The sequence below is a fragment of the Streptomyces sp. NPDC107517 genome, from assembly GCF_055582645.1.
The window spans coordinates 382041-403871 of the sequence record NZ_JBVJPM010000002.1; the positions used below are offsets into that span (position 1 = coordinate 382041).

General features: G+C 72.2%; 18 protein-coding genes. 4 read left to right on the top strand and 14 right to left on the bottom strand.

The genetic code is table 11. The features are described 5' to 3' along the window. The first annotated feature begins 59 nt into the window (after window positions 1–59). A complete protein-coding gene (locus ACZ67T_RS05460) occupies window positions 60–983 on the top strand; it encodes a TIGR01777 family oxidoreductase (RefSeq protein ID WP_469981681.1) in 924 nt (307 codons plus the stop codon). A 22-nt stretch (window positions 984–1005) separates the two neighbouring features. On the opposite strand, the gene ACZ67T_RS05465 is transcribed toward ACZ67T_RS05460, so the two are convergent. From ACZ67T_RS05465 to ACZ67T_RS05505, 9 genes are all read right to left on the bottom strand, one after another. Continuing rightward, entirely contained in the window at window positions 1006–1533 is a 528-nt protein-coding gene (locus ACZ67T_RS05465) for a DUF4240 domain-containing protein (RefSeq protein ID WP_469982264.1), read from the bottom strand. 104 nt (window positions 1534–1637) lie between these two features. After that, the gene (locus tag ACZ67T_RS05470) at window positions 1638–2621 is read right to left on the bottom strand and encodes a helix-turn-helix transcriptional regulator (protein ID WP_469981682.1); all 984 of its coding nucleotides are present in this window, start codon (window positions 2619–2621) and stop codon (window positions 1638–1640) included. A 19-nt stretch (window positions 2622–2640) separates the two neighbouring features. After that, complete coding sequence (locus ACZ67T_RS05475) at window positions 2641–3399, bottom strand: VOC family protein (RefSeq protein WP_469981683.1); 759 nt, start codon at window positions 3397–3399, stop codon at window positions 2641–2643. A gap of 102 nt (window positions 3400–3501) precedes the next feature. Continuing rightward, a complete protein-coding gene (gene aceE / locus ACZ67T_RS05480) occupies window positions 3502–6201 on the bottom strand; it encodes a pyruvate dehydrogenase (acetyl-transferring), homodimeric type (RefSeq protein WP_469981684.1) in 2700 nt (899 codons plus the stop codon). 284 nt (window positions 6202–6485) lie between these two features. Continuing rightward, window positions 6486–7109, bottom strand: coding sequence for a GntR family transcriptional regulator (locus tag ACZ67T_RS05485; RefSeq protein ID WP_100592131.1), 624 nt, complete (start codon window positions 7107–7109; stop codon window positions 6486–6488). A gap of 115 nt (window positions 7110–7224) precedes the next feature. After that, the gene (gene sucB, locus ACZ67T_RS05490; protein ID WP_469981685.1) at window positions 7225–9009 is read right to left on the bottom strand and encodes a 2-oxoglutarate dehydrogenase, E2 component, dihydrolipoamide succinyltransferase; all 1785 of its coding nucleotides are present in this window, start codon (window positions 9007–9009) and stop codon (window positions 7225–7227) included. 132 nt (window positions 9010–9141) lie between these two features. Continuing rightward, window positions 9142–10530, bottom strand: a complete 1389-nt coding sequence (gene lpdA, locus ACZ67T_RS05495; protein WP_469981686.1) for a dihydrolipoyl dehydrogenase — start codon at window positions 10528–10530, stop codon at window positions 9142–9144. A 279-nt stretch (window positions 10531–10809) separates the two neighbouring features. After that, window positions 10810–12345, bottom strand: a complete 1536-nt coding sequence (locus ACZ67T_RS05500) for a leucyl aminopeptidase (RefSeq protein WP_469981687.1) — start codon at window positions 12343–12345, stop codon at window positions 10810–10812. Between the two features lie 126 nt (window positions 12346–12471). After that, window positions 12472–13254, bottom strand: a complete 783-nt coding sequence (locus tag ACZ67T_RS05505) for an adenosylcobinamide-GDP ribazoletransferase (RefSeq protein ID WP_469981688.1) — start codon at window positions 13252–13254, stop codon at window positions 12472–12474. Between the two features lie 67 nt (window positions 13255–13321). Between ACZ67T_RS05505 and ACZ67T_RS05510 the strand changes: the two genes are divergently transcribed. Continuing rightward, complete coding sequence (locus ACZ67T_RS05510; protein WP_469981689.1) at window positions 13322–14077, top strand: hypothetical protein; 756 nt, start codon at window positions 13322–13324, stop codon at window positions 14075–14077. On the opposite strand, the gene ACZ67T_RS05515 is transcribed toward ACZ67T_RS05510, so the two are convergent. From ACZ67T_RS05515 to cobT, 3 genes are all read right to left on the bottom strand, one after another. Further along, window positions 14026–14727: a hypothetical protein gene (locus ACZ67T_RS05515; protein WP_469981690.1), complete on the bottom strand. Its 702-nt coding sequence runs from the start codon at window positions 14725–14727 to the stop codon at window positions 14026–14028. The two genes, ACZ67T_RS05510 and ACZ67T_RS05515, sit on opposite strands and share 52 nt — an antisense overlap. Continuing rightward, the gene (locus tag ACZ67T_RS05520) at window positions 14724–16499 is read right to left on the bottom strand and encodes a phosphatidylglycerol lysyltransferase domain-containing protein (RefSeq protein ID WP_469981691.1); all 1776 of its coding nucleotides are present in this window, start codon (window positions 16497–16499) and stop codon (window positions 14724–14726) included. The genes ACZ67T_RS05515 and ACZ67T_RS05520 overlap by 4 nt, the downstream gene beginning before the upstream one ends. Window positions 16500–16621: 122 nt before the next feature. Beyond that, window positions 16622–17728 carry a nicotinate-nucleotide--dimethylbenzimidazole phosphoribosyltransferase gene (cobT, locus tag ACZ67T_RS05525; RefSeq protein WP_469981692.1) on the bottom strand — a complete coding sequence of 369 codons (1107 nt, stop codon included), beginning with the start codon at window positions 17726–17728 and terminating at the stop codon, window positions 16622–16624. 183 nt (window positions 17729–17911) lie between these two features. On the opposite strand from cobT, the gene ACZ67T_RS05530 reads away from it, so the two are divergent. Further along, window positions 17912–19009, top strand: a complete 1098-nt coding sequence (locus tag ACZ67T_RS05530; RefSeq protein ID WP_469981693.1) for a class I SAM-dependent methyltransferase — start codon at window positions 17912–17914, stop codon at window positions 19007–19009. Window positions 19010–19044: 35 nt separating this feature from the next. Here the strand turns inward: ACZ67T_RS05530 and ACZ67T_RS05535 are convergent, their stop codons facing one another. Continuing rightward, entirely contained in the window at window positions 19045–20247 is a 1203-nt protein-coding gene (locus ACZ67T_RS05535) for a bifunctional adenosylcobinamide kinase/adenosylcobinamide-phosphate guanylyltransferase (protein WP_469981694.1), read from the bottom strand. Between the two features lie 100 nt (window positions 20248–20347). Here ACZ67T_RS05535 and ACZ67T_RS05540 point away from each other — a divergent pair, with 100 nt between their 5' ends. Continuing rightward, window positions 20348–20566, top strand: a complete 219-nt coding sequence (locus tag ACZ67T_RS05540; protein ID WP_100592141.1) for a hypothetical protein — start codon at window positions 20348–20350, stop codon at window positions 20564–20566. Between the two features lie 138 nt (window positions 20567–20704). On the opposite strand, the gene ACZ67T_RS05545 is transcribed toward ACZ67T_RS05540, so the two are convergent. After that, complete coding sequence (locus ACZ67T_RS05545) at window positions 20705–21748, bottom strand: S1C family serine protease (RefSeq protein ID WP_469982266.1); 1044 nt, start codon at window positions 21746–21748, stop codon at window positions 20705–20707. Between the last annotated feature and the right edge of the window lie 83 nt (window positions 21749–21831).

The window sequence follows — 21831 nt, forward strand, 5'->3', positions numbered from 1 at the left end:
GCCACTGTACGACCGGCCCACGACCGGCCGCCGCGCGTTTCACGCGGCAGGATGGACGCATGACGCAGAGCGCTTCCGCACCCGTACGACGCTCCCGGTTCGCCGTCGCCGGCGCCTCCGGACTCATCGGCTCGGCACTGACCCGGTCCCTGCGCGCGGACGGGCACGACGTCGTCCGCCTGGTCCGCAGGGCACCGGCTGCCGCGGACGAGGTCCGCTGGGACCCGGAGCGGGGGTCCGTCGACGCGGCCGGGCTCTCCGGGTGCGACGCCGTCCTCAACTTCGCCGCCGCGGGCGTGGGCGACCACCGCTGGACCGACGAGTACAAGCACAAGCTCCGCGACAGCCGGGTCCTCGGCACCGCGACGCTGGCCGAGGCCGTCGCCACGCTCGAACAGCCTCCGCGCGTCTTCGTCAACGGCAGCGCCGTCGGCTACTACGGCGACACCGGCACGCGCGCCGTCGACGAGAGCGCGCCGCCCGGGGACGGGTTCCTGCCGCAGCTGTGCGTGGAGTGGGAGGAGGCCGCGGCGCCCGCGCAAGAGGCCGGAATCCGCACGGTGTTCGCGCGCTCCGGGCTCGTCGTGTCCGGCGCCGGCGGGGCCTGGGCGCGGCTCTTCCCGCTGTTCCTCGCCGGTCTCGGCGGACGCATGGGCGACGGCAACCAGTACTGGTCGTACATCGCGCTCCACGACGAGATCGCGGCCCTGCGCCACGTCATCGACACGGAGGAGCTGTCCGGCCCGGTGAACCTCACCGCCCCGCACCCCGTCACGAACGGCGAGGTGACCGCCGCGATGGGGCGCGTGCTGCACCGCCCCACGCTGTTCACGGCGCCCGCCCCCGCCCTGCGCCTGGTCCTCGGCGAGATGGCGGGCGACGTCCTCGGCAGCACGCGGGCCGTGCCGACCCGGCTCCTGGAATCAGGTTTCACGTTCGCGTTCCCCGGCATCGAGGAGACGATCCGGGCCGCCAGGAAGTGAACCGGCCGAAGGCCTGCGACGCCTACGCCCCCTGCAACCCGAAGCGCTCCGAGAGCTTCGGGTACAGCCGCTGCAGCTCCGCCGTGTCCTCGAAGTCGAAAGGGGTTCCCTCCGGCTCCGCGGGCCCGGCCGGGATGCCGAGATCGGGCGCCACCGCCCCGGTCAGCTCCTCGTACGCCTCGTCAGCCGCGTAGCCGAGCTCCTCGCCGTCCCCGTCGATCTCCTCGTCGAAGTCCCCCAGGAGATCGGCGAGCGAGTCCGGCTCGTGCAGCGCGCCCTCGAAGACCTCCCGGCCCTGGCCGATCAGCCAGCAGCGGAAGTAGTCGAACGCGTCGTCGCTCGCGCCGCCGAGCAGTACCCACGCGGCGCCCCACAGATCCCAGCGGTAGGCGCGGTGGTAGCGGGACTCGAAGTGACGGGCGAAGTCGAGCACCGCGTCGGGGTCGGCCTGGAGCAGCCGGTCGACGAGCAGCTCGGCATGGTCCTCGGGGTCGCCCTCGGCGGCCTCGCGGGTGCTGTCCACGATCTCCCAGAACTCCGTCTCGTCCATCACGGGACAAGCATCTGCCTTGGGGGTCGGGCACGCACGCCGAGGTGCCGGAGCTGCGCCGTTTCGTTATGCGCGCACATGCCGACGGCGCGGCGCGCGGCGGCTCACCGGTAGCGGTCCGCCATCCGCCGTGCCGCTTGTGCGAAGCGATCACGCAGCGCGGCGGGAGCGACGACCTCCGCCTCGGGTCCGAGCCCGAACAACTGCCCGTACGCGACGTCCTCCGACTCGACCGGCAGAGTCACCGTCACCCACCCCTCCTCGTCGGGCTCGCCCGCCGACTCCCGCGCCGCGCGCACGGACGCGGGCTCGGTCGCGTACGGAAGCTGCCGCAGCCCCGCGGGGGACAGCCGCAGGACGACCTCCGCGCGCAGAATGGACCGCGCGAACTCCTCCGCCCGCTCCTCCCAGAACCCCGGCAGATCGAACTCCTCGTCCCGTACGAAACGCTCCCCGCCCGCCTCGACGCCGGTGAACCGGTCGATCCGGTACACCCGGTGGGTCCCGCCGCCGGTGACCCGGGCGCACAGATACCAGACACCGGCCTTCAGGACGAGCCCGTACGGCTCCAGCTCCCGCACCACCTCCCGCGCGCTCTCCGCCTCGTCACGCCGGTAGCGGGCGCGCACCACCCGGTCGTCCCACACCGCGTCCGCCACCGCCGGCAGCAGCTCGGGCGTCCGGGGCTCCTTGAACCAGCCCGGCGCGTCCAGATGGAACCGCTGCGCCGCCGTCCGCGAGGCGTCCCGCAGCGAGGGCAGCAGCGCCGCCGACACCTTCAGCCGCGCGGCCGACGCCGCGTCTTCCAAGCCCATCTCCCGCAGCGCGCCCGGCACTCCGGACAGGAACAGGGCCTCCGCCTCACCGCGCGCCAGACCCGTCAGCCGCGTGCGGTACCCGCCGATCAGCCGGTACCCGCCCGCCCTGCCCCGGTCCGCGTACACCGGCACGCCCGCCTCGGACAGCGCCTGCGCGTCCCGCGTCACGGTCCGCTCCGAGACCTCCAGCTCGCGCGCCAGCTCACCCGCCGTCATCGACGGCCGGGACTGGAGCAGCAACACCATCTTGATCAGGCGGGCAGCACGCATACGCCCATGATGCGGGCCTTCAGCGCGGGGTGTACGTGATGACCGCGAACGAGGCGCCCTGCGGATCGGCGAGCACCGCGAACCGGCCCGGCTCGATGGACGTCGGGTGCACCAGGATCCGCCCGCCGAGTTCCTTGCAGCGGGCCGCCGTCGCGTCGGTGTCTTCGACCGCGATGTACACCATCCAGTGCGCCGGCAGATCCTCGGGGAACGAGCCCGACGCCGTGTCGAGCATCCCGCCGAAGGGCTCGGTGTCGACGCTCCACTCGGTGTAGGTGCCGCCGCCCCCGTAGGGGTGCCGCTTCGCGCCCCAGCCCAGTACGGACTGGTAGAAGTCCATGGAGCCGTCCGGATCGCGGGTCAGGAGCTCGAACCAGCAGAAAGTCCCCGGCGCGTTCACCACGCCGAAGCCCGTGTTCGTGATCGGCTGCCACAGGCCGAACGCGGCCCCCGACGGGTCCTGGCAGACCGCGAGGACGCCGTCCTCCTCGATGGTCTGCGGACTCGTGACCACCGTGCCGCCGTTGCCCTTCACGCGCGCGATGACGGCGTCGACCCCGGCCGACTGGTAGTACGGCAGCCACGCCGACGGTTCCTTCGGGCTCGTGGTCGCGGCGACGCCGCCGACCGGCTCGCCGCCCGACCTGAAGATGCCGTAGCCCTCCGCCACTTCGCTGTGCCAGCCGAAGAGACCCTCGTAGAAGAGCCGGGCCGCGTCGCTGTCGGGCGTGGAGAGGTCCGCCCAGCAGGGTGCTGACGGGGTTTTGGAGATCTTCATGGACGTACATCTCCCCTGAACGGCGCCCCCCTGCGGACTCCTCCTCATTCACGCACGCGTGCCCCGCCCCGGCAATCGGGACGGGGCACGCATGACAAGGGACTACAGGCCGTAGCGCTCGCGCGCCTCCTTCACGGCCGAGGCCTTGACCTCGCCGCGGCGGGCGAGCTGGGCCAGGGCCGCGACGACGATCGACTGCGCGTCGATGCCGAAGTGGCGGCGGGCCGCCTCACGGGTGTCGGAGAGACCGAAGCCGTCCGCACCGAGCGAGGAGTAGTCCTGCTCGACCCACTGCGCGATCTGGTCCGGGACCTGACGCATGTAGTCGGAGACCGCGAGGACCGGGCCCTGGGCGCCGTCGAGCGCCTTACGGATGTACGGAGTGCGCTCCTCGCCGCGCAGGATCGCCTCGTCCGCCTCCAGGGCGTCGCGGCGCAGCTCGGTCCAGGAGGTCGCGGACCACACGTCGGCGGCAACGCCCCACTCCTCGGCGAGCAGCTTCTGCGCCTCGAGGGTCCAGTGGATCGCCGTGCCCGAGCCGAGCAGCTGGATGCGCGGGGCGTTGGCGGCCGCGACGTTCACCCCGGCCGACTCGGCGGTGTTGAAGCGGTACAGGCCCTTGAGGATGCCCTCGTCCACGCCCGCGGGCTTGGCCGGCTGCGGCATCGGCTCGTTGTAGACCGTCAGGTAGTAGAAGACGTCCCGGTCCTCGCCCGGGGCCGCCTCGCCGTACATGCGGCGCAGACCGTCCTTGACGATCGCGCCGATCTCGTAGGCGAACGCCGGGTCGTAGGACAGCGCGGCCGGGTTGGTCGCCGCGATGACCGGCGAGTGACCGTCCGCGTGCTGCAGACCCTCACCCGTCAGCGTCGTACGGCCCGCGGTCGCACCCACCAGGAAGCCGCGGCCCAGCTGGTCGCCGAGCTGCCACATCTGGTCGGCCGTGCGCTGCCAGCCGAACATCGAGTAGAAGATGTAGAAGGGGATCATCGCCTCGCCGTGCGTGGAGTACGCGCTGGCGGCGGCGATGAAGTCCGCCATGGAGCCGGCCTCGGTGATGCCCTCGTTGAGGATCTGGCCGTCCGTGGCTTCCTTGTAGTACATCAGCTGGTCGCGGTCGACCGGCTCGTACGTCTGTCCCTTGGGGGAGTAGATGCCGAGCGACGGGAACAGCGACTCCATGCCGAAGGTGCGCGCCTCGTCCGGGACGATCGGCACCCAGCGCTTGCCGGTCTCCTTGTCGCGTACGAGGTCCTTGACCAGGCGTACGAACGCCATGGTCGTCGCGACCGACTGCGAGCCGGAGCCCTTGTCGAAGGACGCGAACGCCTTGTCGGCCGGGGCCGGCAGCGGGGCGATCGCGTGGGTGCGGCGGGCCGGCGCGGGGCCGCCGAGGGCCGCGCGGCGCTCCTGGAGGTAGCGGACCTCGGGGGAGTCGGCGCCCGGGTGGCCGTAGGGGACCTGGCCGTCGACGAACTGGCTGTCGGAGATGGGCAGGTCAAGGAGGTCACGCATGTCCTTGAACTCGTCCACCGTCAGCTTCTTCATCTGGTGGTTGGCGTTCTTGGACTCGAAGCCCTTGCCCAGCGTGAAGCCCTTGACCGTCTGGACCAGGATCACGGTCGGCGCGCCCTCGTGCGACAGGGCCGCACGGTAGGCCGCGTACACCTTGCGGGGCTCGTGGCCGCCGCGCGAGACCTTGAAGCACTCGGCGATCTTGTCGTCCGTGAGCAGCCTGCCCAGCTCGACGAGCGCGGGCTCGGAGCCGAAGAAGTGCTCGCGGATGTAGGCGGCGTCGCGCGTCGCGTACGTCTGGAACTGGGCGTCCGGCACCTCGCGCAGCCGGCGCACGAGAGCGCCGGTCGTGTCGAGCTGGAACAGCTCGTCCCAGGCGGAGCCCCAGAGCGTCTTGATGACGTTCCAGCCGGCACCGCGGAACTGCGCCTCCAGCTCCTGGACCACGCGGAAGTTGGCGCGGACCGGGCCGTCGAGGCGCTGCAGGTTGCAGTTGATGACGAAGGTCAGGTTGTCCAGACCCTCACGCGAGGCGAGCGCCAGGGCCGCGGTGGCCTCGGGCTCGTCCATCTCGCCGTCACCGAGGAACGCCCACACGTGCGAGGCGGAGACGTCCTTGATCTTGCGGTTGGTGAGGTAGCGGTTGAACCGCGCCTGGTAGATCGCCGACAGCGGGCCGAGACCCATGGAGACCGTCGGGAACTCCCACAGCCAGGGCAGGCGCCGCGGGTGCGGATACGACGGCAGGCCGTCGCCGCCGGACTCCTGGCGGAAGTGGTCGAGCTGCTGCTCGCTCAGACGGCCGTCGAGGAAGGCACGGGCGTAGATGCCGGGGGAGGCGTGGCCCTGGATGTACAGCTGGTCACCGGAGCCGTCGCCCTCCTTCCCCTTGAAGAAGTGGTTGAAGCCGGTCTCGTAGAGCCAGGCCGCCGAGGCGAACGTGGCGATGTGGCCGCCGACGCCGTACTTGGAGCCACGGGTCACCATCGCGGCCGCGTTCCAGCGGTTCCACGCGGCGATCTTCAGTTCCAGCGCCTCGTCACCCTCGATCGCCGGCTCCGCGGCGGTCGGGATGGTGTTGACGTAGTCGGTCTCGAGGAGCTTCGGCAGCGCCAGGCCTGAGCCCTCGGCGCGCTCCAGCGTGCGGCGCATCAGGTACGCGGCACGGTGCGGCCCGGCCGCCTTGGTAACGGCGTCCAGGGAGGCCTGCCATTCGGCGGTCTCCTCGGGGTCGCGGTCCGGGAGCTGGTCGAGCTCGCTCGGCTGGATTGCGGAGGGGTCGGTCATTGCGCCGCCTTCCTGAGTCGGAGGGGGGTTCCCTTAGCGGAAAGGGTGGGGGTGCCCTAGGTCTTTGGCAGGACAGGGCGTGGGTCTCTGGTGGAGACCCGTCGGCGACTGTAACCCCCTGATCGATGATCGATCAAAGGGTTCAAGGAGAAAACTTCCTCAGACGGAGAAAGTGGGCATCCGGTGCCATTGAACGGGGCACCGGGTGCCTTGTTTTCGAAGGCGGAGCGGCGAATTCTCGCAGGTGGGAGGCGCGGCGCGGCGACGTCTGAGCGGGGTGTGGCTCAGGCGCGCGGGGCGCAGCCGAGCACGTGCGCCTTCACCAGCTCGGCGATCGCCGGATCCCGGCGCCGGAACGCGGCCACGAGCGCCTCGTGCTCCTCCGCGTACGACTGCTGGACGGTGCCGAGCCACCGGATCGACAGGGCCGTGAACACCTCGATGCCGAGGCCCTCCCAGGTGTGCAGCAGTACGGAGTTCCCCGCGGCACGCACCAGTTCGCGGTGGAAGGCGACCGTGTGCCGCACCTGGCCCGTCCCGTCGGCCTCCTGGTCGGCGCGGTAGAGGGCCGCCACATGGGGTTCGAGGGCCGAGCAGTCCTCGGCCAGCTTCCCGGCCGCGAGCTCCGCCGCGATGGCCTCGAGACCGGCCCTGACGGGGTAGCTCTCCTCCAGGTCGGCGGCCGTCAGATTCCGCACCCGTACGCCCTTGTTGGGGGCGGACTCGATCAGGCGCAGGCTCTCCAGCTCCCGCAGGGCCTCCCGCACGGGCGTCTGGCTGACCTCGAGCTCCGTCGCGATGCGACGCTCCACGATGCGCTCGCCCGGCTTCCAGCGCCCGCTGACGATCCCCTCGACGATGTGCTCGCGGATCTGTTCGCGCAGCGAGTGGACGACGGGCGCGGTCATGATGGCTCCTCCGGAGGGGGCAGGGACCCCAAGGTGCGTTGACCTCTAGACAATACGGCGGCGCCCCTGTCCGGAAGACCTCCGGACAGGGGCGTACACGCTGATGAGACGAGAGTTACAGGCCGAGCTCGACCTCGAACTCGCCGGCCTCCAGGATCGCCTTGACCGTGGTCAGGTAGCGGGCGGCGTCCGCGCCGTCCACCAGACGGTGGTCGTAGGAGAGCGACAGGTACGTCATGTCCCGGACGGCGATGGTCTCGCCGAGGTCCGGGTGGTTGATGACGACCGGACGCTTCACCGTGGCGCCGATGCCCAGGATCGCGGCCTGGTTCGGCGGCACGATGACGGTGTCGAAGAGCGCACCGCGCGAGCCCGTGTTGGAGATCGTGAAGGTCGCGCCGGACATGTCGTCCGGCGTGAGGCCGCCACCGCGGGCCTTGCCGGCCAGCTCGGCGGTCTTCTTCGAGATCCCGGCGATGTTCAGGTCGCCCGCGCCCTTGATGACCGGCGTCATCAGACCCTTCTCGGCGTCAACGGCGATGCCGATGTTCTCCGAGTCGAAGTACGTGATGGTGCCTTCGTCGTCGTTGATCCGGGCGTTGATGACCGGGTGGGCCTTCAGCGCCTGGGCGGCGGCCTTGACGAAGAACGGCATCGGGGAGAGCTTGACGCCCTCACGGGCCGCGAACGCGTCCTTCGCCTTGGCGCGCAGCTTCATCAGCTTGGTGATGTCGACCTCGACGACCGAGGTCAGCTGGGCCTGCGAGTGCAGCGCCTTCATCATGTTGTCGCCGATGACCTTGCGCATGCGGGTCATCTTGACCGTCTGGCCGCGGAGGGGGGAGACCTCCAGGGCCGGGGCCTTCGCGGCGGCCGGAGCAGCGGCGGCGGGGGCCGGGGCGGCCTTCGCGGCCTCGGCGGCCGCGATGACGTCCTGCTTGCGGATACGGCCGCCGACGCCGGTGCCCTTGACGGTGCCCAGGTCCACGCCGTTCTCCGACGCGAGCTTGCGCACCAGCGGGGTCACGTACGCGCCGTCGTCACCGGCGACCGCGGCGGGGGCCGGGGCGGCGGGGGCGACCGGAGCGGGAGCGGCGACCGGAGCCGGGACGGCCGGAGCGGCCGGAGCAGCCGGGGCAGCCGGGGCAGCCGGGGCGACCGGGGCCGGAGCGGCGACCGGGGCCGGGGCCGGAGCCGGGGCCGGGGCCGGGGCCGGAGCCGGGGCCGGGGCCGGGGCCGGAGCGGCAGCCGGGGCCGGGGCGGCCGGGGCCGGGGCGGCGGCCGGAGCGGCACCGGGAGCACCGATGACGGCCAGCTTGGCGCCGACCTCGGCGGTCTCGTCCTCGCCGACGGAGATCTCCAGGAGAACGCCGGCGACGGGGGAGGGGATCTCGGTGTCGACCTTGTCCGTGGAGACCTCGAGCAGGGGCTCGTCCTCCGCGACCTCCTCGCCGACCTCCTTCAGCCAGCGGGTGACGGTGCCCTCGGTGACGGACTCGCCGAGAGCGGGCAGCACGACGTCGGTGCCGGAAGCGGCACCGGCGGGGGCGGCCGGAGCGGCCGGGGCGGCGGCAGGGGCCGCGGGGGCCTCGGCGACGGGGGCCGGAGCGGCGGCCGGGGCCTCGGCAGCGGCCGGAGCCGGGGCGGCGGCGGGCGCGCCCGTGCCGTCGTCGATGACGGCCAGCTCGGAGCCGACCTCGACGGTCTCGTCCTCGGCGACCTTGATGGAGGCCAGGATGCCGGCGGCGGGCGAGGGGATCTCGGTGTCGACCTTGTCGGTCGAGACCTCGAGCAGCGGCTCGTCGACCTCGACGCGCTCGCCCTCGGCCTTCAGCCAGCGGGTGACGGTGCCCTCGGTGACACTCTCACCGAGCGCCGGAAGGGATACGGAAACCGACATGGTTTCTGTTGCTCCTTAGTGGGGTCTCCCCTGCTCGAGCGATGTTGAGAGCTTGGGGAAGTGCGGAAGTCTGTGGTCGGTCGTCGCGCCCAGGGGACGACAGGGACGACTGGGTCCAGCCTGCGGCCTGACCTAGTCGTGCGAGTGCAGCGGCTTGCCCGCGAGGGCCAGGTGGGCCTCTCCGAGTGCCTCGTTCTGCGTCGGGTGGGCGTGGATGAGCTGGGCGACCTCGGCGGGCAGCGCTTCCCAGTTGTAGATCAGCTGGGCTTCGCCGACCTGCTCGCCCATACGGTCACCGACCATGTGGACGCCGACCACAGCACCGTCCTTGACCTGGACGAGCTTGATCTCGCCCGCGGTCTTGAGGATCTTGGACTTGCCGTTGCCCGCCAGGTTGTACTTCAGAGCGACGACCTTGTCCGCACCGTAGATCTCCTTGGCCTTGGCCTCGGTGATACCCACGGAGGCGACCTCGGGGTGGCAGTACGTCACCTTCGGCACACCGTCGTAGTCGATCGGGACGGTCTTGAGACCGGCCAGACGCTCCGCCACCAGGATGCCCTCGGCGAAGCCGACGTGCGCGAGCTGGAGCGTCGGGACGAGGTCACCGACGGCCGAGACGGTCGGCACGTTGGTCTGCATGTACTCGTCGACCAGGACGTAGCCGCGGTCCATCGCGACGCCCTGCTCCTCGTAACCGAGACCGGCCGAGACCGGGCCGCGGCCGATGGCGACCAGGAGGACCTCGGCCTCGAAGGTCTTGCCGTCGGCGAGGGTCACGCGGACGCCGTCCTGCGTGTACTCGGCCTTCTCGAAGAAGGTGCCGAGGTTGAACTTGATGCCGCGCTTGCGGAACGCGCGCTCAAGAAGCTTGGAGCTGTTCTCGTCCTCGACCGGGACGAGGTGCTTGAGGCCCTCGACGACGGTGACGTCGGTGCCGAAGGACTTCCACGCGGAGGCGAACTCGACGCCGATGACGCCGCCGCCGAGGATGATCGCGGACTGCGGGACGCGGTTCAGCGTCAGCGCGTGGTCCGAGGAGATGATGCGGTTGCCGTCGATCTCCAGGCCCGGCAGAGACTTCGGCACGGAGCCGGTCGCGAGGAGCACGTGACGGCCCTGGACGCGCTGGCCGTTCACGTCCACGGAGGTCGGGGACGACAGGCGGCCCTCGCCCTCGATGTACGTCACCTTGCGGGAGGCGACGAGACCCTGCAGGCCCTTGTACAGGCCGGAGATCACGTCGTCCTTGTACTTGTGGACGCCCGCGATGTCGATGCCCTCGAAGGAGGTCTTGACGCCGAACTGGTCGGCCTCGCGCGCCTGGTCGGCGATCTCGCCGGCGTGCAGCAGGGCCTTCGTCGGGATGCAGCCGTTGTGCAGGCAGGTGCCCCCGAGCTTGTTCTTCTCGATCAGGGCGACGTCCAGGCCCAGCTGCGCTCCGCGCAGGGCCGCGGCGTAACCGCCACTGCCACCGCCGAGGATCACTAGGTCGAAAACAGTGCTGGCGTCGTTCGCCACGTCACGTCCTCCATGCATGTGCGCCGTACGCCGGTCTGCGGTGACCGGGCGGCGGCTGGTGTCCGGCCGCTTATGCTTCGGCCCTGTGGTGGGGGCCCTGTCCTGCCAAGGACCCATCCTCGCACTTGTCGACGGCGGACGGGACGCCGGGCCCGGGGGTGAGACGGCGGTTACACCTGAAACCCGGGTGACGGGGTCCGGGAGGCTGCGGATTTCGTTGAAAGCGAACAGCCCCCGGGCGCCTTCGCACCCGGGGGCCGTCGACCGTGCCGCTCTGCGTCAGCCGAGGTCACCGTCGGCCGTGCGCTCCGCGAGGCGCACCAGCGTACGGACCGCGGAACCGGTGCCGCCCTTGGGCGTGTAGCCGGACGCGCCGCCCTCGTTGAAGGCCGGGCCCGCGATGTCGAGGTGGGCCCACGTGATGCCCTCGCCGACGAACTCCTGGAGGAAGAGGCCGGCCACCAGGCCGCCGCCCATGCGCTCGCCCATGTTGGCGATGTCGGCGGTGGCGGAGTCCATGCCCTTGCGCAGGTCGGAGGGGAGCGGCATCGGCCAGGACGGCTCGCCGACCTCCTCGGCGACCTCGTGGATCGACGTACGGAAGGCTTCGTCGTTCGCCATGATGCCGAACGTGCGGTTGCCGAGCGCCAGCACCATCGCGCCGGTCAGCGTGGCCACGTCGACGATCGCGTCCGGGGTCTCCTCGGAGGCCTTGGCGATGGCGTCGGCCAGGACCAGGCGGCCCTCGGCGTCCGTGTTCAGGACCTCGACGGTCTTGCCGGAGTACATGCGAAGGACGTCGCCGGGGCGGGTGGCCGAGCCCGACGGCATGTTCTCGGCGAGCGCCAGCCAGCCGGTGACGTTCACGGCGAGACCGAGACGGGCCGCGGCGACGACGGCGGCGAACACGGCGGCGGCGCCGGCCATGTCGCACTTCATCGTCTCGTTGTGACCGGCCGGCTTGAGGGAGATGCCGCCCGAGTCGTACGTGATGCCCTTGCCGACGAAGGCGAGGTGCTTGTCCGCCTTCGACGACGTGTAGGAGAGCTTCACCAGGCGCGGCGGGGCCTCCGAGCCGGCGCCGACGCCGAGGATGCCGCCGAAGCCGCCCTTGACGAGCGCCTTCTCGTCGAGGACCTGCACCTTGATGCCGTGCTCCTTGGCCGCGGCCGAGGCGACGGCGGCGAAGGCCTCCGGGGTCAGGTCGTTCGGCGGGGTGTTGACCAGGTCGCGGGCGCGGTTGAGCTCCTCGGTCACGGCGAGGGCGCGCTCCACGGCGGCCTTGAACGCCTTGTCGCGGGGCTTGGCACCGAGCAGGGCGATCTCGCCGAGCGGCGCCTTGCCGTTCTTCTTGCCCTCCTGGGCCGACTCCTTGTAGGCGTCGAAGGAGTACACGCCGAGCAGCGCGCCCTCGGCGATCGCTCCCGCGTCACCCGGGTCCCCGACGGGCAGCGCGAACGCGGCCTTCTTCGCACCGGCCAGCACGCGGGCGGCGGCACCGGCGGCGCGGCGCAGGGCCTCCGCGTCGTACGACTCGTCCTTCTCCGGCACCGGGCCGAGACCGACGGCCAGGACGACCGGAGCCTTGAAGCCGGAGGGGGCGGGGAGCTTCGTCACCTCACCCTCACCGCCGGTGGCGCCGAGGGTCTCCAGGACGGCGGCGAGCTTGCCGTCGTAGGCCTTGTCCACGGCCTCCGCGCCGGGGGCGACGACGAGTCCTCCGGACTTGGAGGCGGCACCCTTCGCCACACCGACGACGATCGCGTCGGCACGCAGGCCGGACGCGGCGGCGGTGCTGAGAGTCAGAGCAGTCACGGTGGTGAGGTCCCTACTTTCATGGTGTCTGAACGAGTTCTGACGGGCCGTGGGGTGTATGGCCCCCAAGGGAGCCTACGCCCGTGGGCGCGAGGGTGCGCTTCGCGGTATGCGACAGCGGCCGTGTCAGCCGAAAGTGAGGACGACGAGGGCGGCGGTGGCGGCGGTCTCGGCGACGCCGCCGAAGACGTCGCCGGTCACCCCGCCGAAGCGGCGCACGCAGTGGCGCAGCAGGAGTTCGGCCGCGCAGCAGGCGAGGACGGCGGCCGCTGCGCCGCGAACGGCGCCGTACGGCGAGCCGGTGACGGCGCCCGCGGCCCCGGCGGCGCACACGGTGACGGCGGCGGCGAGCAGCGCCCCGCGCACGGGCACCGTTCCGGCGACGGCCGCGCCCAGGCCCTCGGGCCGGGCCGGCGGGACACCGGTGCGCGAGGCCAGCGTGAGCGCGAGCCGGGCGGTGAGTGCCGAGACGACGGCAGCGAGCGCGCCGCGGGCCCACGAATCCGCGTACAGCTCGGCGAGCGCGGCGACCTGGGCGAGGAGCGCGAGCACGAGCGTGATGACGCCGAACGGGCCGATGTCCGACTGCTTCATGATGCGCAGCGCGTCCTCGGCCGGCTTACCGCTGCCGAGGCCGTCGGCGGTGTCGGCGAGCCCGTCCAGGTGCAGTCCCCGGGTCAGCGCGGCCGGAACGCTCACGCTCGCCACGGCTGCGAGCAGCGGACCGGCGCCGAGCAGCGTCAGGAGTCCGCCGAGCGCGGCGGCGGCCAGGCCCACGACGAGCCCGGCGACGGGGGCGCAGAGCATTCCGGCGCGTGCCGCCTCGCGGTCCCAGCGGGTGACCTCGACCGGGAGCACGGTGAGGGTGCCGAAGGCGAAGCGGAGGCCGTCGGCCGGGGTTGCGGGCATCTGGGCAGGCTACCCGGGGGGCCCAGCACAGCGGGCGGCGCCCGGGCCCCGGCGGCAGGATGGCCGCATGGGTGACTGGTGGTACCGGAACATCGTCGAGCCGGGGAAGCTGCCACTGCTGCTCGCCCTCGCCGCGTTCCTGCTGACCTTCGCCGTGACCCGTACGATCACGCGCCTCATCCGCGCCGGGCGCGGGCCGTTCCGCAACGTCGCCCCGGGCGGCCTGCACATCCACCACGTGGTGCCCGGCGTGATCCTCACCGTCATCGGCGGGTTCGGCGCGGTCGGCAGCGGGCGGCACGGCGTCGCCGCCTCGATCTGCGGGGTGATCTTCGGGATCGGCGCGGGCCTGGTCCTCGACGAGTTCGCCCTGATCCTGCACCTCGCCGACGTCTACTGGACCGAGCAGGGCCGGCAGAGCGTCGAGGTGGTGGTCCTCGCTGCGGCGCTCGGGCTGCTCGTCCTCAGCGGCTTCTCGCCGCTCGGCGTGAACGACGTGACGGGACGAGAGGAGCAGGGGCGCGGCACCGCGATCCTCACGGTCCTGGTGAACCTCTTGTTCGTGGTGCTGGCCATGTTCAAGGGGAAGCCCCGGCTCGCGGTGGTGGGCGTACTCGTGCCGTTCGTCGCGCTGTTCGGGGCCATCAGGCTCGCGCGGCCCGGATCGGCGTGGGCGAAGCGCTGGTACCGGCGGCGCCCGAAGGCCAGGGCGAGATCGCGGCTGCGCGCCTACCGGCACGACCGGCGCTGGTCGAGGCTGAGCCGGGGCTTTCAGGACCTGATCGGCGGCACACCCGACCCGGGGCGCTCGACACCCCGGTGACGCACGGTGCCCAGCGCCCACCGCGCCACGGCGACCAGGGCGACCGCGCTGATCGCCGCCAGATGTTCCTTGCCCGCGAGGTTCGGCTTCACGGCCGCCTCGATCAGCATGAGGGCGACCACCACGGCCGCCGTGTACCGGGCGCCATAGCGCCAGCACACGTAGACGGCGAGGCCGACGACCGCCGCCGACGGGCCGTTGTCGACGATCCGCGCGTCGGAGGCGGGCAGGCCGAGCGGTCCGTCGGGGCCGACGGCGATGGCGAGGCGGGCGTAGAGGGTGCCGGCGAGTGTGGCGGCGTATCCGACGGCGAGCGTGACCCACCGGCCGAGGCAGATCTCCGCGATGCCGAACACGATCAGGATCTGTGCCAGGGCGCCCCACACGGGCAGGTCGAGCGCCGGCACGAAGAGGGACAGGGGGGTGCGCAGCAGGGACAGCCACAGCGGGTCCTCGGCCCGCACGGAGCCGATGTCCTGCACGAACCGGTAACCCCAGGACCGGTTCTGGAGGTGCTGGAACAGGGCCGTGAGGCAGACCGCGCCGAGCGTCATCGGCGCCGCCCGCCACTTCCCGGCGACGTGCCCCCGGCGCACCGTCGACCACAGCGGGCCCCACTCGGCGCGGGCCAGGGCGGCCGGGGATCTCACGGGCGCGGCTCCAGATGCCTGCGGTGCATCCAGTTCGGCAGGCCCGGCGCCTCCAGAAAGCCCTCGGCGCGTGCGGAGGCGAGGCCGATCCGCGGCAGGTCGGCGCTCTTCTCGAAGAGCAGGAAGCGGGGCTCCCAGATGGGCCGGTACTTCGCGTTGGCCCGGTAGAGGGATTCGATCTGCCACCACCGTGAGAAGAAGCTGAGCAGTGAGCGCCACAGGCGCAGCACCGGGCCGGCGCCGAGCCGCGAGCCACGTTCGAAGACGGACCGGAACATCGCGAAGTTGAGGGACACCTGTGTGATCCCGATCTCTTCGGCCCGCTGGAGCAGTTCGATGACCATGAACTCCATCAGCCCGTTCTCGGAGTCCCTGTCACGCCGCATCAGATCGAGCGAGAGGCCCTCGGGCCCCCACGGGACGAACGAGAGCACCGCCTTCAACTCGCCTTTCCCGTCCCTGCATTCGAGCATCACGCAGCGCCCGTCGCCCGGGTCGCCGAGCCGGCCGAGCGCCATCGAGAAGCCGCGCTCGGTCGCCCCGTCGCGCCAGTCGTCGGCGCGCTGGAGCAGGTACGTCATCTCGTCGGCGGGGATGTCCTCGTGGCGCCGGATCCGCACTTCGTAACCCGCGCGCCTGACCCGGTTGTAGGCCTGCCGGACGGTGCGCATGGCCCGCCCCTCCAGTGTGAACTCGCCTGTCTCGACGATGGCTTCGTCGCCGAGTTCGAGGGCGTCGAGGCCGTGCCGCGCGTAGATGGTGCCCGCCTCCTCGCTCGCGCCCATCACGGCCGGGATCCAGCCGTGTTCGCGCGCCTCCATGAGCCAGAGGTCGATCGCCCCGGGCCAGGCCTCGGGGTCGCCGATCGGATCGCCCGACGCGAGCGAGACCCCGCCGACGACGCGGTACGCGACGCCCGCCTTGCCGGTCGGCGACCACACGACGCTCTTCTCCCGGCGCAGCGCGAAGTAGCCGAGCGAGTCGCGGCCGCCGTCCTTGTCGAGCAGCGTGCGCAGCTTCGCCTCGTCGTCGGGGGTGATCGGGTCGACGGCCTTGCGGGAGCGGAACGCGGCGTACGCGACGGCGAACAGGAGGAGGGTGCTCAGGATGTTGATGACGACGTTGACCCAGTTCGGCGATGTGATGCCGGGGTAGCGGGACTCGTCGGTGGCGACCGAGATGAGGCGCAGGGTGCCGTAGCGCCAGCGCTCCAGGAACGTCGAGTAGTACCCGTCGTGCGCCTGGTTGGTGACGGTCACGAGGAACGTCGCGAACAGGGATGTCACGAGGAGTCCGCCGACCCCGACCGCGGCCGCGAGCTTCGGGTTCGAGCGGTCGCCCTTCGCGTAGAACTCCCGCCGCCCGAGCAGCAGCGCGGTGACGAACGCGGCGGTCAGGACGACCGAGATCCAGTTCTGCGCGTAGCGGCGCACCTCGGGGAAGAACATCACGAGGATGAAAAGCAGCAGGAACAGCCCGCTGAGTACGAGGTTGAGGATCCACGCGGCGCGCTTGCGGCGGCGCATCGTGATCGCCAGGAACCAGGTGAAGACCCCGGAGGCGAAGCCGGCCGTCAGCAGGTACGGGGTGAAGTAGTCGTCGGTGTTGTGCCGTTGCAGGTCCTGGCCGAGGGAGACCCAGACCGCGCTCAGGAAGTTGATGAACGTGACGACGCGCAGGTACCAGACGGTGAAGGCGGCCGCCCGTTTCGTGGTGGGGGTGGAGGCGCGGGCGCGGCGCGCGGGTGGAGAGGTCGTCTGTTCAGCTGCCATAAGCAGGGAGCATATGGGGCATTTCAGGCGATCTGGGTCGAGCATCGCCGGGACGTGAAACGGCGGGTCGCGGCAGGGCCGAAGCCTGCCGTGACCCGCCGTCAAGCAGCGTGCCGCGTGCCCTACTCGGTCGCGTCGGCCGCCTCCGGCTCCTCGGTGGCCGCCTCGGTGACCTGCGGTTCGTCGGCGGCCTGCGGGAGCTCCGCGGCCAGCGCCGCGGCGGCCTGCACCAGCGGCAGCGCGAGCAGCGCCCCCGCTCCCTCGCCCACCGTCACGCCCTGGTCGAGCAGCGGCTCCATCGCCATCCTGTCCAGCGCCTTCGCCTGCGCGGGCTCCCCGCTCGCCTGGCCGGCCAGCCACCAGTCCGGCGCCCGGAACGCGATCCGCTGCCCGACGAGCGCGCACGCCGCCGACACGACGCCGTCCAGGATCACCGGCGTACGCCGCACCGCGCTCTGCAGCAGGAAGCCGGTCGCGGCGGCGAGGTCCGCGCCGCCCACCGCGCCGAGCAGTGCCAGTTGGTCGCCGAGTACGGGCCTGGCCCGCCGCAGGGCGTCCCGCACGGCCGCGCACTTGCGCATCCACGCCAGGTCGTCGATCGGTGAGCCGCCGCGCCCGGTCACCACGGACGCGTCCGTCCCGCACAGCGCCGCGATCAGCGTCGCGGCCGCCGTCGTCCCGCCCACGCTGAGATCGCCGAGCACCACCAGGTCCGTGCCGGAGTCCGCCTCCTCGTCGGCGACGGCCATGCCCGCGCGGAACGCGGCCTCCGCCTCCTCGGGGGTCAGAGCGTCCTCGATGTCGATGCGCCCTGACGACCTGCGCACCCGGTGCCGTACGACCTCGGCGGGCAGCTCGTCGGGCTCGCAGTCCAGCGACATGTCGACGATCCGCACCGGAACGCCCAGGCGTCGCGCGAGGATCGCGGACGCGTTCCCGCCCTCGACGGCCTGGCGCACCAGTTCCGCGGCACTGCCCGCGGGCCGCGCCGACACCCCGAGTTGCGCGATCCCGTGGTCACCCGCGAACAGCACCACGCGCGGGCGCTCCAGCGGCTTGACCGGTACCGCGGCCTGGGCGGCGGACAGCCACTCGCCCAGCTCGTCGAGGCGGCCGAGCGCGCCGGGCGGCACCGCGAAGCGGGCGCGGCGTTCCTCGGCGTCGCGGCGCGTCCCGCCGTCGGGGCGCTCGATCAGATCGGTGAAGTCGTCGAGATTCAGCGAGCTCATTCGCCGAACAGTACCGGCCGTTCCCCGACACCGGGCATGACGTGGTGTTACGCCATGCGATGCATCGGATCCGCAGCGTCATTGCGGGTCTCTCCGTGATCCTTTACGTTCCAGGATGCCCCGGATTGTCGTATCGCCCCAGGGTGGTGTGGCGCCCCTCGGACCGTCCCACAGGAGTTCGTGATGACCCCCACGACCGAGGCCGTCGCCGAGCGGCGGCCCGCCTATCTCACCGAACTCGCCCAGGGCACCGACCGGTTCCACGAGCCGCGCAGGACCGACTGCCCCTGGTGCGGCTCCAGCCGGCTGCGCACCCGGCTGCGGACCACCGACCTCCTCCAGCACAAGCCCGGCAACTTCGTCGTCGACCAGTGCCGCGCCTGCTCCCACTCCTTCCAGAACCCGCGCCTGACCCCCGAGGGACTGGCCTTCTACTACCGGGACTTCTACGACGGGCTCAACGCCGGCCACTCCGCCAGACTCCTGAAGGCCCAGCACGCGGCGCGGCGCTCGGCCCGCCGTCACCGCGCCGCCGCCCGCACCCTGCCGGCCCTCGTCGAGCCGGAGAGCTGGCTGGACGTCGCCACCGGACAGGGCCACTTCCCGGCGGCCGCCAAGGAGGTCCACCCGTACACCGCCTTCGACGGGCTGGACGCCGGAGCCGCGGTCGAGGAGGGCCGCAGGGCCGGCCGCGTCGAGGAGGCCCACCGGGGCACCCTCACCGAACTCGCCCCCGCGCTCGCGGGACGCTACGACGCGCTGAGCATGTTCCACTACCTGGAGCACGCCACGGACCCGCGCGACGAACTCAAGGCCGCCCGCACCGTCCTGCGCCCCGGCGGCCATCTCCTCATCGAGGTCCCCGACCCCGAGAGCCGCTACGCGAAGCTGCTCGGCAAGTGGTGGGTGTCGTACTTCCAGCCCCAGCACCTGCACCTCATCCCGATGGACAACCTCCGCCGCGAGCTGGAGCGCCTCGGCTACACCGTCGTCGCGACCGACCGCCGCGAGGCGCACGTCCCGCTCGACCTCACCGCCGGGCTCGCCCTGTTCCTCGGCCACTGGCTGCCGGGCGCCGACGCCCCCTGGCGCAGCAAGGCCCCGACCCCGCTCCAGCGCGGGCTCCGCACGGCCCTGACGTACGCCGTCGTGCCGCTCGTCGCCGCGGCCTACGCGGCGGACCAGCTGCTCGCCCCGCTCGCGGGCCGCACCCGCTTCTCCAACGCCTACCGGATCGTCGCCCGCAAGAACACCGCAGGGCCCGGCAGAGACCGGCCCTGACCGAAGCTGCCCGAACCCCGACCGACCGCCCCGCGTCAGCCGCGCAGCACCAGCGCCTGCCCGGCCACCACGAGCAGTACCTGCTCGCACTCGGCCGCGAACGCCGTGTTCAGGCGCCCCAGTTCGTCCCGGTAGCGGCGGCCCGACGCCGTGGCCGGGACGATCCCGGAACCCACCTCGTTCGACACGGCGACCACCGTGCGCGAGGTGCCGCGCACGGCCTCCGTCAGCGCCGCGACCTTCTCCCGCAGCGCCCGCTCCCCGCCGCCCGCCCACTCGGCGTCGTCCCAGGCCCGCACCTCGTCCATGGCGTACGTCAGCCACAGCGACAGGCAGTCGATGAGCAGCGGAGGTCCGTCCTGCGCGAGGAGCGGCACGAGGTCGCAGGTCTCCGTCGTGTTCCAGGAGCCCGGGCGCCGCTCACGGTGCAGCGCCACCCGCTGCGACCACTCGGTGTCCCCGCCCCGCGTGCCGCCCGTCGCCACGTACAGCACGCCCGGGAACGCCTCCAGGCGCCGCTCGGCCTCGACCGACTTCCCCGACCTGGCCCCGCCGAGGACCAGCGTCCTGCGCGGCACGTCCGGCACGTCCTCGTACGCCCCCACGACGAGCGTCGTCCCGTCCGGCACGGCCCGCGCGCCCGCCGCCGCGAGACGGCGCGTCAGCTCGGGCCCCGGCGGCACGTCGTGGTCGATGTGGACCGCGAGCACATCGGTCGTCGCGCCGATCGCGCCCACGGCCCGCAGCCGCGCCGCCGCGTCGGGGCGGTCCACGATGTCGGCGAGCACCATCTCGTACGGCCGCTCGGCCTCCTCGAAGCCCGCGGGCGCCGCGCCCGGCGGCAGGTACAGCAGCCGTTCGCCGTCCGGCCCGGTCACCTCGTAGCCCGTGCCCGGCGCGTCCATCGGCAGGGCCCGCACGCGGTGCCCGGTCAGCAGCGCCAGCTCGCTCCCGTCCGGCACCCGGGCCGGCGTCACGAGCCCCGCCGGCACCTCGACGGGCGGCCCGTCGTGCGGATGCGAGAGCAGCACCTGCCGTACGCCGCTGAGGCTGTGCCCCGAGCGGGCGGCGGCGAACGCCGCTCCCGGGGTGAGGTCGAGCAGCAGCGTGCCGTCGATCAGGAGCGCGGTCGCGGCCCGCGCGCCACCCGGCCCGAGGGCGGTGGCGCAGGCCGCGCAGGGGCAGTCCGGGCGGGGCAGACCGGTGGGGGCGCCGGTGCCGAGCAGAGTGAGTTCCACGGGAAGATCCTCCCGCGCCACCGCGAGTGGCGCTCGCCCGGCTAGGCTTCCGGGCAGTAGTGAGACTGTGAGCTGGTCCGTTGACTCCCTGGAGGCTGACATGGCGGCGTGGACGTGGAGGTTCGAGAAGTCGGACGGGACGGAGGTCCAGCCGGCGGTGCAGCCCGAGGAGTTCACGACTCAGGGCGACGCGGAGTCGTGGATCGGCGAGTACTGGAAGGCCCTCGCGGAAGGCGGCGCCGACCAGGTCACCCTCTTCGAGGACGACGCGGTGATCTACGGCCCGATGGGCCTGCACGCGGAGGACGCGCCGGCGTAGGTCCACAGCTGCGTCCGGAACGCCGGGAAGGGCGGCGACCCGCACCGGCCGTCCCGAAGGCGTCGCCTGTCGCGGCGGCTTCGGCTGCGGCGCGGGTCGCCGCCCTTCTGTCGTGCGCCGTCTCCCGATACGTCCGTCCTACATCTCGCCGAGCGTGACCTCGACCGTGTTCTCGGCCCCGTTCCTCACGTAGGTGACCGAGACCTTGTCGCCGGGCTTGTGGGCGGCGAGTTGCTCCGCGAGCGACACCATCGTGTTGATGTTCGCGTCGCCGACCTTGGTGATGACGTCCCCGGACCTGATTCCGGCCTTCTGCGCGGCCCCGCCGTCGTTGACGTCCACGACGGCGACCCCGTCCGGCTGGTAGGAGTCGCTGAGCACCGTACGGCCCGTGATGTCGAGCGCGGCCCGCCCCGAGTCCGTGACCTTGCCCTTCTTGACGACCTGGCCGGCGACCGTCGTGACCATGGACGAGGGGATCGCGAACCCGATGCCGGGCGCCGCGCCGCCGCCCATGTTGGGGTCCGTCGCGGCGACTGTCGGGATGCCGACGACCTGCCCGTCGAGATTGACGAGGGCGCCGCCACTGTTGCCCGGGTTGATCGCCGCGGACGTCTGCACCATGTTCCCGATGGTGGCGCCGGTCCCGCCGCCCGTGGGGTTCTCGCTGACGGTGCGCCCGGTCGCCGAGACGATGCCCTGCGTGACGCTGGAGGACAGGCCGAGCGGCGAGCCCATCGCCAGGGTGATCTGGCCGACCTCGACCTTGGACGAGTCCGCGAACTTCGCCGGCTCGAGCCCTTCGGGCACCTTGTCCAGCTTCATGACGGCGAGGTCCTGGGCGGGGTAGGCGTAGACGAGCGTCGCGGTCAGCTCTTTCTCGCTGTTGGACGTGGTCACCTTGAACGTCTTCTCGCCGCCGACCACGTGGGCGTTGGTGACGATGTGCCCCTTGTCGTCGTAGACGACCCCGGAGCCGAGCTCGGACGAGGCCTGGATCTGGACGACCGACGGCAGGACGTCCCTGATCACCTTCTGGTAGTCGGCCTGCAGAGCGTTGCCGGAGAGGGCCGCGGCCTGCTCCGTGGTGCCGGACGGCTTCGGCGACGGGCCGGTCGGGCCGGAGGAGTCGGAGCCGGAGCAGCCGCCCAGCAGGGCCACCGAGCAGACGACGGCGGTCAGCGGCAGCGCGATCCGCGGAACGCGGGCACACCCGCTGCGCGTGGCACGGGTACGCGTACGGGAACCGGAAAGAGAGCGGGCAC

Bases quoted from the DNA above. Each gene is read 5' to 3' on its own strand.
- ACZ67T_RS05460 (WP_469981681.1), top strand. From the start codon at position 60: ATGACGCAGAGCGCTTCCGCACCCGTACGACGCTCCCGGTTCGCCGTC.
- ACZ67T_RS05465 (WP_469982264.1), bottom strand. From the start codon at position 1,533: ATGGACGAGACGGAGTTCTGGGAGATCGTGGACAGCACCCGCGAGGCC.
- ACZ67T_RS05470 (WP_469981682.1), bottom strand. From the start codon at position 2,621: ATGCGTGCTGCCCGCCTGATCAAGATGGTGTTGCTGCTCCAGTCCCGG.
- ACZ67T_RS05475 (WP_469981683.1), bottom strand. From the start codon at position 3,399: ATGAAGATCTCCAAAACCCCGTCAGCACCCTGCTGGGCGGACCTCTCC.
- aceE (WP_469981684.1), bottom strand. From the start codon at position 6,201: ATGACCGACCCCTCCGCAATCCAGCCGAGCGAGCTCGACCAGCTCCCG.
- ACZ67T_RS05485 (WP_100592131.1), bottom strand. From the start codon at position 7,109: ATGACCGCGCCCGTCGTCCACTCGCTGCGCGAACAGATCCGCGAGCAC.
- sucB (WP_469981685.1), bottom strand. From the start codon at position 9,009: ATGTCGGTTTCCGTATCCCTTCCGGCGCTCGGTGAGAGTGTCACCGAG.
- ACZ67T_RS05505 (WP_469981688.1), bottom strand. From the start codon at position 13,254: ATGCCCGCAACCCCGGCCGACGGCCTCCGCTTCGCCTTCGGCACCCTC.
- ACZ67T_RS05510 (WP_469981689.1), top strand. From the start codon at position 13,322: ATGGGTGACTGGTGGTACCGGAACATCGTCGAGCCGGGGAAGCTGCCA.
- ACZ67T_RS05520 (WP_469981691.1), bottom strand. From the start codon at position 16,499: ATGGCAGCTGAACAGACGACCTCTCCACCCGCGCGCCGCGCCCGCGCC.
- cobT (WP_469981692.1), bottom strand. From the start codon at position 17,728: ATGAGCTCGCTGAATCTCGACGACTTCACCGATCTGATCGAGCGCCCC.
- ACZ67T_RS05530 (WP_469981693.1), top strand. From the start codon at position 17,912: ATGACCCCCACGACCGAGGCCGTCGCCGAGCGGCGGCCCGCCTATCTC.
- ACZ67T_RS05540 (WP_100592141.1), top strand. From the start codon at position 20,348: ATGGCGGCGTGGACGTGGAGGTTCGAGAAGTCGGACGGGACGGAGGTC.